The organism is Streptomyces sp. NPDC016851 (assembly GCF_055562795.1).
The window spans coordinates 157,448-164,615 of record NZ_JBVHEP010000021.1 but is presented as its reverse complement, the minus strand read 5'-3'; the positions used below and the strand labels follow the sequence as shown (position 1 = coordinate 164,615).

At 73.2% G+C, this 7,168-nt stretch carries 7 protein-coding genes and 1 pseudogene; 6 read left to right on the top strand and 2 right to left on the bottom strand.

Annotated elements, in window-relative coordinates; all coding sequences use genetic code 11:
• Positions 1-100: pseudogene (locus tag ACZ3I3_RS29865) on the top strand (IS481 family transposase); the annotation flags it as partial.
• A gap of 194 nt (positions 101-294) precedes the next feature.
• Here the strand turns inward: ACZ3I3_RS29865 and ACZ3I3_RS29860 are convergent.
• Positions 295-1,692 (bottom strand): M1 family metallopeptidase, encoded by a 1,398-nt coding sequence (locus tag ACZ3I3_RS29860; protein ID WP_467370160.1) that lies wholly within the window; start codon positions 1,690-1,692, stop codon positions 295-297.
• A gap of 272 nt (positions 1,693-1,964) precedes the next feature.
• On the opposite strand from ACZ3I3_RS29860, the gene ACZ3I3_RS29855 reads away from it, so the two are divergent.
• Both ACZ3I3_RS29855 and ACZ3I3_RS29850 read left to right on the top strand, forming a co-directional pair.
• A complete protein-coding gene (locus ACZ3I3_RS29855; protein ID WP_385657589.1) occupies positions 1,965-2,465 on the top strand; it encodes a hypothetical protein in 501 nt (166 codons plus the stop codon).
• A gap of 66 nt (positions 2,466-2,531) precedes the next feature.
• Entirely contained in the window at positions 2,532-3,185 is a 654-nt protein-coding gene (locus ACZ3I3_RS29850) for a hypothetical protein (RefSeq protein WP_467370158.1), read from the top strand.
• A gap of 8 nt (positions 3,186-3,193) precedes the next feature.
• Here the strand turns inward: ACZ3I3_RS29850 and ACZ3I3_RS29845 are convergent, their stop codons facing one another.
• Complete coding sequence (locus tag ACZ3I3_RS29845; RefSeq protein WP_467370156.1) at positions 3,194-3,871, bottom strand: pentapeptide repeat-containing protein; 678 nt, start codon at positions 3,869-3,871, stop codon at positions 3,194-3,196.
• A gap of 131 nt (positions 3,872-4,002) precedes the next feature.
• Between ACZ3I3_RS29845 and ACZ3I3_RS29840 the strand changes: the two genes are divergently transcribed.
• The 3 genes from ACZ3I3_RS29840 to ACZ3I3_RS29830 are packed head-to-tail and all read left to right on the top strand — an operon-like array spanning position 4,003 to position 7,166.
• Positions 4,003-5,163: an FAD-dependent oxidoreductase gene (locus ACZ3I3_RS29840; RefSeq protein ID WP_467370155.1), complete on the top strand. Its 1,161-nt coding sequence runs from the start codon at positions 4,003-4,005 to the stop codon at positions 5,161-5,163.
• Positions 5,164-5,206: 43 nt separating this feature from the next.
• Positions 5,207-6,187 (top strand): zinc-binding dehydrogenase, encoded by a 981-nt coding sequence (locus tag ACZ3I3_RS29835; protein WP_467370154.1) that lies wholly within the window; start codon positions 5,207-5,209, stop codon positions 6,185-6,187.
• A gap of 55 nt (positions 6,188-6,242) precedes the next feature.
• Positions 6,243-7,166, top strand: a complete 924-nt coding sequence (locus tag ACZ3I3_RS29830) for an aminoglycoside phosphotransferase family protein (RefSeq protein WP_467370152.1) — start codon at positions 6,243-6,245, stop codon at positions 7,164-7,166.
• Positions 7,167-7,168: the final 2 nt, after the last annotated feature.

The window sequence follows — 7,168 nt, the reverse complement described above, 5'->3', positions numbered from 1 at the left end:
AGACTTCCTGCACACCTACAACCACCACCGCGGCCACACCGCACTCGGCGGCCACCCACCCATCACCCGCGTGAACAACGCTCCGGGTCAATACACCTAGGGCGTGTCCGTAAAGTCCCGTCGTCCGCCCGGAGGGCGGGCCCTGCGGCGTCCGGTGCGTGCTCTCGGCGTGCCGGGCGGACGCCCGCGTACTGGTTGTACACGGGTGGTCGCCCGGTGCGGCGAGAGTGCGTGCCGGGCGTCGCAGGGCAGGCGGGACTTTGCGGACACGCCCTAGCGTGCCCTGGCGCGCCCTCAGGCCCGCTCCGGCCTCCCCTCCCCGTACAGCCAGTCCTCCCAGATCCCGTCGAAGTCCTTTCCGGGCGCCCGCTTCTCGACGTACGCCGTGAAGTCGGCGGTGTCGGCGTTCCCGTGGCGACGGTCCGCCGCCCAGCCCCGGATGATGCCTCCGAACACCTCGTCACCCACCGCCTGGCGGACCTTGTGGAGGACCATGGCGCCGCGCTGGTAGACCGGGGCTCCGGAGATGTGCGCGGCGTCCACGGGTTTCGCCGGCGGGAAGGCCCACAGGTCCTCGTAGGTCTTCTCCCCGTGGTCGTACAGCGCGTCGAAGGTCTCCTGCGCCGTCTCGCCGCCGTGGTCCTCCTCCCACAGCCACTCCGCGTACGTCGCGAAGCCCTCGTTGAGCCACATGTCCCGCCAGCTCTCCGGCGTGACGGAGTCGCCGTACCACTGGTGGGCGAGTTCGTGGACGAGGAAGGTGATGTCGGGGGCGCCGGGGAAGACGGGACGGCTCTGGGTCTCCAGTGCGTAGCCGATGTCGGGCGCGCGGTCGACGATCGCGCCGGTGGAGGAGAAGGGGTACGGGCCGAACCGCCGCTCCGCCCAGCGCAGGACCTCGGGGATGCGCGCGAGGACCGCGCGGCTGCCCGCCTTCTCCGCCGGGTCGACGGCCGTGTACACGGGCAGGCCGTCCCGGACGGTCGAGCGGGAGATGTCGTAGTGGCCGATCGCGAGCGTGGCGAGGTAGCTCGCCATCGGCTCGGCGGTGTGCCAGCGGAAGGCCGTCCGGCCCCGCGCGGTCGTCTCGCCGCGCAGCTCCCCGTTGGACACGGCTTGCAGGCCCCGCGGCACGGTCACCGTGAGGTCGTACGCCGCCTTGTCGGAGGGGTGGTGGTTGCCGGGGAACCAGGCCATCGACCCGGTGGGTTCGCCCAGCGCGAGCGCCCCGTCCGCCGTGCGCAGCCAGCCCTCCTGCGAGCCGTCCGGGTCGGTGACGGTCTCGGGCGCCCCGGAGTAGCCGACGGTCACGCGGAACGTCTCACCCCGGTCGAGATCCTCGCGCGGCCGGACGGTGAGCTCCTGCCCGGCACGGTTCCAGCGGGCGGTCTCGCCGCCGACGGTGACCTTCCCGACCTCCAGACCGAGCAGGTCGAGGTTGAAGGCGGAGAGCGCCTCGGTGGCCCGGGCGGTGAGGGTGGCCGTGCCGGTGAGGCGGTGTGCGTCCGGGGCGTAGTCGAGGCGCAGGTCGTAGTGGGTGACGTCGTAGCCGCCGTTGCCGGCCTTCGGGAAGTACGGGTCGCGCACGCCGGAGCCGCCCGGGGTGCCGTGGACTCCGCCGCCGCACGCGGTGAGGGCCAGGGCTGCGGAAACGGCGGTCAGCGCGGGGACAAGACGTACAGATCGGGCCACGGTGGCGATCCTAGGGGGTGTCCGTAAAGTCCCGTCGTCCGCCCGGAGGGCGGGCCCCGCGGCGTCCGGTGCGTGCTCTGGGGGTCCCCCCGGCCGAAGGCTGGGGGAGTGCCGGGCGGACGCCCGCGTACTGGTTGTACGCGGGTGGTCGCCCGGTGCGGCGAGTGGGGGCACCTCCCACGCCCTTAAGGCAGTGGGGGAGCGTGCCGGGCGTCGCAGGGCAGGCGGGACTTTGCGGACACCCCCTTGGGGCGCGTGACACCATCACATCCGTGCTCGACATCGGCTACGCCCTCTCCAACCGCTTCCCCGACCCGCCGCAGACCGACTACCGCCGCGCGGACGTCCGCGCCCTGCGGCACGACCTGTTCTGCGGCGACGTCTATCTGGCGGACACCAAGACCGACCATGAGGTGTCCACAGCCTGGGGATGGGTGCCGGTGCTCGACTTCGCGTGGGCGCTGTGCGACATCGTGGAGCGGATCGACCGGGACCCGGCGGGCTCGCGGGCGTCCCGGCCGCAGCGGGCGGAGCTGGACTTCACCGAATCGACCGACCGGATGCTGTTCGAGCGCCGCTTCGGCTGGGTGGACATCGAGGCCGACTGGATGCGCGCGGAGGAGCCCCCGCTCACCGTCTCCCACTCCGAACTGCGCCGCGAGGCCCGCGACTTCCTGCACGACCTGATCGCCGACCTCACCGACCTGCATGACGACCTCGCCGAGAACCCGGCGATCTGGACGCTCCAGGCGCGTTTCCCCAGGGTCTCCTGAAAGGCGCCGACGACCGCGGTGACACCCTTGTCCGTGATCAGTACCTGACACGGGGAAAGCGGGAGCATGACGCAGGGGCGTGTGACCTACCGGCTGGACTACAGGGTGAACCCACCGGCCGTCGTCGGCGACGGACCGGGGCAGGGCACCTCCGTCCGGCTGTGCCGTGACCCCGACAGTCCCGCTCCCGACCGGCTCCGCTCGCTGCGGGCCTTCCATCTGCGCGCCGAGGACGGGACGCCGGTCGCCCGCGTGGTCACGGAGCAGGCCCTGGGGTCCCGGCTGAGCGGGCGCCCGGCGGTGTACCAGGCGCTGGATCCCCACGGCGCGCCCCTCGGGCGGATCACGCTGCGGCGCCGGCGCGCCTTCCGCTGGGGCCGCGAGCGCTGGACCGTGGAGCCGGTGGCCGGCCCCGTCCTCCAGGGGTACCAGGGCCGGCTGGTGTGGTGGGCGCTGTGGTGGCCCGTTGGTTTCCCGGTGTACCTGCTGTTGTTGATCTGGGCTCTTCTGGCGGGAGACGGCGACGGTTTTGGGCCGCCGCGCCGCATCATCTGGCGCGACACCTCACGCCGTGCCCATCTCGTCTTCCGCGCGGTGGCCGAGGACTACCGGCTGCTGAGCCACGAGGTGGACCCGCGCCTGATCAACGCCCTGATCGCGCTGCACCAGTCCTACGACTGCCCGGAACGGGCGGCAACCTGGGGCTGGTACGGGAGTTGAGCGGGTGATCAGTCCTCCACCCTGATCCCCCACTGCATCGCCAGCACCGGTGCCAGGTCCAGCAGTTGGCCCGTGCTGATCACCGCCCCGGCCAGCCGGTCCAGGCCGCGGCTGATCTCCAGTGTCACGGCACCGCGCAGGTCGACGTCCTTGAGGGTCGCCGCGTGGAGGTCCGCGCCCTTCAGCGCGCAGTCCACGAACTCCACGCGCTCCAGGCGGGCACCGCCGAAGTCCGGCTCGACCAGGACGCAGCCCTCGAAGACGACGTCTCTGAGCCGGGCCATGCGCAGGTTCAGATAGTCGATCTTGCCGCCGCGGATCAGCACCCGCTCCAGCACCGCCGCGTGCAGCTGCGTGCCCCCGAGGCGGGCGTCGATCAGCTCGACGTCGCGCAGGGTCGCCTCGGCGAGATGCGTACCGACGCCCCGGACGCCCGTGAGGACCGAGTCCAGGACGGAGGCGTGCGGCAACCTGACCTCGTCCAGCGCGCACTCCGTCAGGGCGCAGTCCAGGAAGCGGGCCCCCGACCCGTCCTGCCCCGCGAAGTCCGCCTCCAGGAACTCCAGCCCGTCGTAGTCCCCGTCCGGTTCGAGCCCGCCGCCCGTGAACGGTTCCAGCGCGGGCAGCCGGATCTCCGGTCGCCGCGCGCCTTTCACACCCGTACCGCCCGCTGCTCTCCTCGCCATGCCCCCCATGGTTCACCCCACCACTGACAACCGGCTCTGACCTGCGAGAACACCGATCATGTCACATTCCGGTGCCCTCGATCGGTCGTACTCGCAGAAGGCGACCCCGACCCCGAGGGAGACCCCCAGTCATGCACCGCATCACCGTCATCGGCGGCGGCTTCGCCGGACTGACCGCAGCCATCACCGCCGCCGAGGCGGGCGCCAAGGTCACCATCCACGAAGCCCACCACACCCTCGGCGGCCGGGCCCGCACCGCCGACGGCCCCTACCGCACGAACGAGGGCCCGCACGCCCTCTACAACGGCGGCCCGCACTGGGCCTGGCTCAAGCAGCGCGACCTGATCGGGCCGCTCGCCCCGATCCCGCCCCTGGAGGCCGCCCGGCTCCGGCTGCGGCACAACGGCGTGCTGCGCCGCACCCCGCCCTTCCCGATGCTGAAGCTGCTGCGCCGGACCGCCGAACAGGCGCCCGTGGACGCCGACTTCCTGACCTGGGCGACCGGTGTCGCGGGCGAGGAGGGGGCCCGGGCCGCCGCCCGCTACTCGGCCGTCGCCCTCTTCCACCACGACCCCGGTTCCCTGTCGGCCGCGTTCGTGCAGGAGCGCCTGCGCCGCGCCACCAAACTGCCGCCCGAGGCGCACTACCCGCGCGGCGGCTGGGCCAGCCTCATCGACCGGATGGCCGCCCGCGCCTGGAACCTGGGCGTCCGGATGGAGACTCTGTCCCGCGTCGACACGCTCCCCACCGACACCCCGGTCGTCGTCGCCACCTCCCTCGACGCCGCCCGGCGCCTGCTCGGCGACGACTCCCTGACCTGGCCGAGCGGCCGTACCGTCCTCGTCGACCTCGCCGTACGGACACGCCGCGGGGACGCGTTCGCGGTGTCCGACCTCGACGCGCCGGGCTGGCTCGAACGGTTCACCGCCCAGGACCGCAGCCTCGCCCCGGCCGGCGAACAGCTCATCCAGGGGCAGATCCCCATCGCCCCGCACGAGTCCAAGGCCGACGGCACGGCCCGCGCCGAGCAGCTGCTCGACCTGGGTTTCCCGGGCTGGCGCGAGCGCGTCACCTGGCGGCGCGAGGCCGTCGCGAACGGCCGTACGGGCGCGGTCGACCTGCCCGGCACCAGCTGGCGCGACCGGCCCTCCGTGGACCGGGGCGACGGTGTCTACCTCGCCGGCGACCAGGTCGCGGCCCCGGGTGTGCTGTCGGAGGTCTCCTTCAACAGCGCCCTGACGGCGGTGTCGTTGGCGCTCGGCCGGCGGGAGCTTGACCTCAAGCAAGCTTGAGGTTGAAGGCTGGGCCCAGACCACCACGACATGAGGAGCCCCGATGCACGCCATCCGCCTGCATGCCTTCGGCCCGGCCGAGAACCTCACCTACGAGCAGGTCGAGGACCCGCGGCCGGGCCCCGGCCAGGTCCGTGTCGCCGTACGGGCGGCGGGCGTCCACCTCCTGGACACCGCCCTGCGCGAGGGCGCACAGGGTCCGGCGCCCGAGCCGACGTCCCTGCCCACCGTCCCCGGCCGCGAGGTCGCCGGTGTCGTCGAGTCCCTGGGCGAGGGCGTCGCGGACCTGTGGCTCGGCAAGCGGGTCGTCGCCCACCTCGGATTCGTCCCCGGCGGTTACGCCGAACTGGCCGTCACCGGAGTCGAGCGGCTGCACGAGATCCCGCGGAACCTGGACTTCGCCGAGGCCGTCGCCATGATCGGCACGGGCCGTACGACGATGGGGATCCTGCAGTTCGCCGAGCCGGGCCCCGACTCGGTGGTCGTCGTCCCGGCCGCGGCCGGCGGCATCGGCACGCTCCTCGTGCAGTACGCCAAGAACGTCGGTGCCACGGTCGTCGGCCTCGCGGGCGGGCCGGAGAAGGTCGCCCGCGTGCAGGCGGGCGGCGCCGATCTCGCCGTCGACTACAGGGACCCGTCCTGGCCCGCGAAGGTCCGCGCCCACCTCGGCGGCCGGGCAGCGACCGTGGTCTTCGACGGCGTCGGCGGCGATGTGGCCCGCGAGGCCGTCGCCCTGCTCGGCCCCGGCGGCCGGCACGTCGTCTTCGGCTGGTCCGCGGAGGGCATCCAGGGCGGCGAGCCCTACCTCGTCGACGGCGTCTCGGAGCAGGTCCTCGGCCCTGTGATGCTCGGGAAGGCCGGCGGCCCCGACCCGGTGCGCACGCTCGAACTGCGCGCCCTGGCCGAGGCCGCCGCCGGCCGGCTCACTCCGGCCGTACAGCGCTTCCCGCTGCGCGAGGCCGCGGCTGCGCACCGGGCGCTGGAGAGCCGGAGGACGATGGGAAAGGTGGTCCTGGAGCCCTGAGGCGGCGCGCACCACCTGTTGTCCATTCACATGACAGCCCCGACGGTTAATTCACATGACCCGCCCGGCCCGCCCCACTACCGTGCGGAAAGTGATCGACATTCCCCGGGAACTGGCGGCATCACAGGAGAAGTACAACGGCGAGGCGGGCCGCGCCTTCATCGAGGAACTGCCGGATCTGGCGGCCGGCTTCCTCGACCGCTGGGGACTGGAGCCCGGCGGACCGCCCATGCACGGCGTGTCCGCCCTGGTCCTCCCGGTCGTCCGCGCCGACGGCGGCCCCGCGGTCCTCAAGCTCCAGATCCTCGACGAGGAGAGCGAGGGCGAACCGGTCGCGCTGCGCGTCTGGGACGGCGACGGAGCGGTCCGTCTCCTCGACCACGACGAGCCCACCGGCACGATGCTGCTGGAGCGTCTCGACGAGACCCGGATGCTCTCCCACGTCCCGGACCCCCACCAGGCCGTCGTCACCATCGCCGAACTCCTCGCCCACCTCACCTCCTTCCCCGCCCCGCCCGGCCTGCGCCGCCTCGGCGACATCGCCCGGGCCATGCTGGACCAGACCCCCTGGGCACTCGACCGCATCCCCGACCCCGAGGCCCGCCGCCTCGTCGCCGACTGCGCCGCCGCCGTACGCGAGGTCGTCGACGAACCGGGCGACCGGCTCCTGCACTGGGACCTCCACGACGAGAACGTCCTGGCCTCCGACCGCGCCCCCTGGCTCGCCATCGACCCCAAGCCCCTCGCGGGCGACCCCGGCTTCGAGCTGTGGCCGGCCATCGACAACCGCTACGACCCGGACGACATCCTCTGGCGCTTCGACGCCATGACCGACGTCCTCGCCCTGGACCGCCCCCGCGCCCGCGCCTGGACCCTCGGCCGCCTCCTCCAGAACGCCCTGTGGGACATCGAGGACGGCCGCCCCCTGGACGACGACCAGCTCGAAATCGCCCGCCGCCTGCGCGCCCACACCGGCTGACC

Coding starts and splice junctions, on each gene's coding strand:
- ACZ3I3_RS29850 (WP_467370158.1), top strand. CDS start 2,532: ATGACGCAGGGGCGTGTGACCTACCGGCTGGACTACAGGGTGAACCCA.
- ACZ3I3_RS29845 (WP_467370156.1), bottom strand. CDS start 3,871: ATGGCGAGGAGAGCAGCGGGCGGTACGGGTGTGAAAGGCGCGCGGCGA.
- ACZ3I3_RS29840 (WP_467370155.1), top strand. CDS start 4,003: ATGCACCGCATCACCGTCATCGGCGGCGGCTTCGCCGGACTGACCGCA.
- ACZ3I3_RS29835 (WP_467370154.1), top strand. CDS start 5,207: ATGCACGCCATCCGCCTGCATGCCTTCGGCCCGGCCGAGAACCTCACC.
- ACZ3I3_RS29830 (WP_467370152.1), top strand. CDS start 6,243: ATGACCCGCCCGGCCCGCCCCACTACCGTGCGGAAAGTGATCGACATT.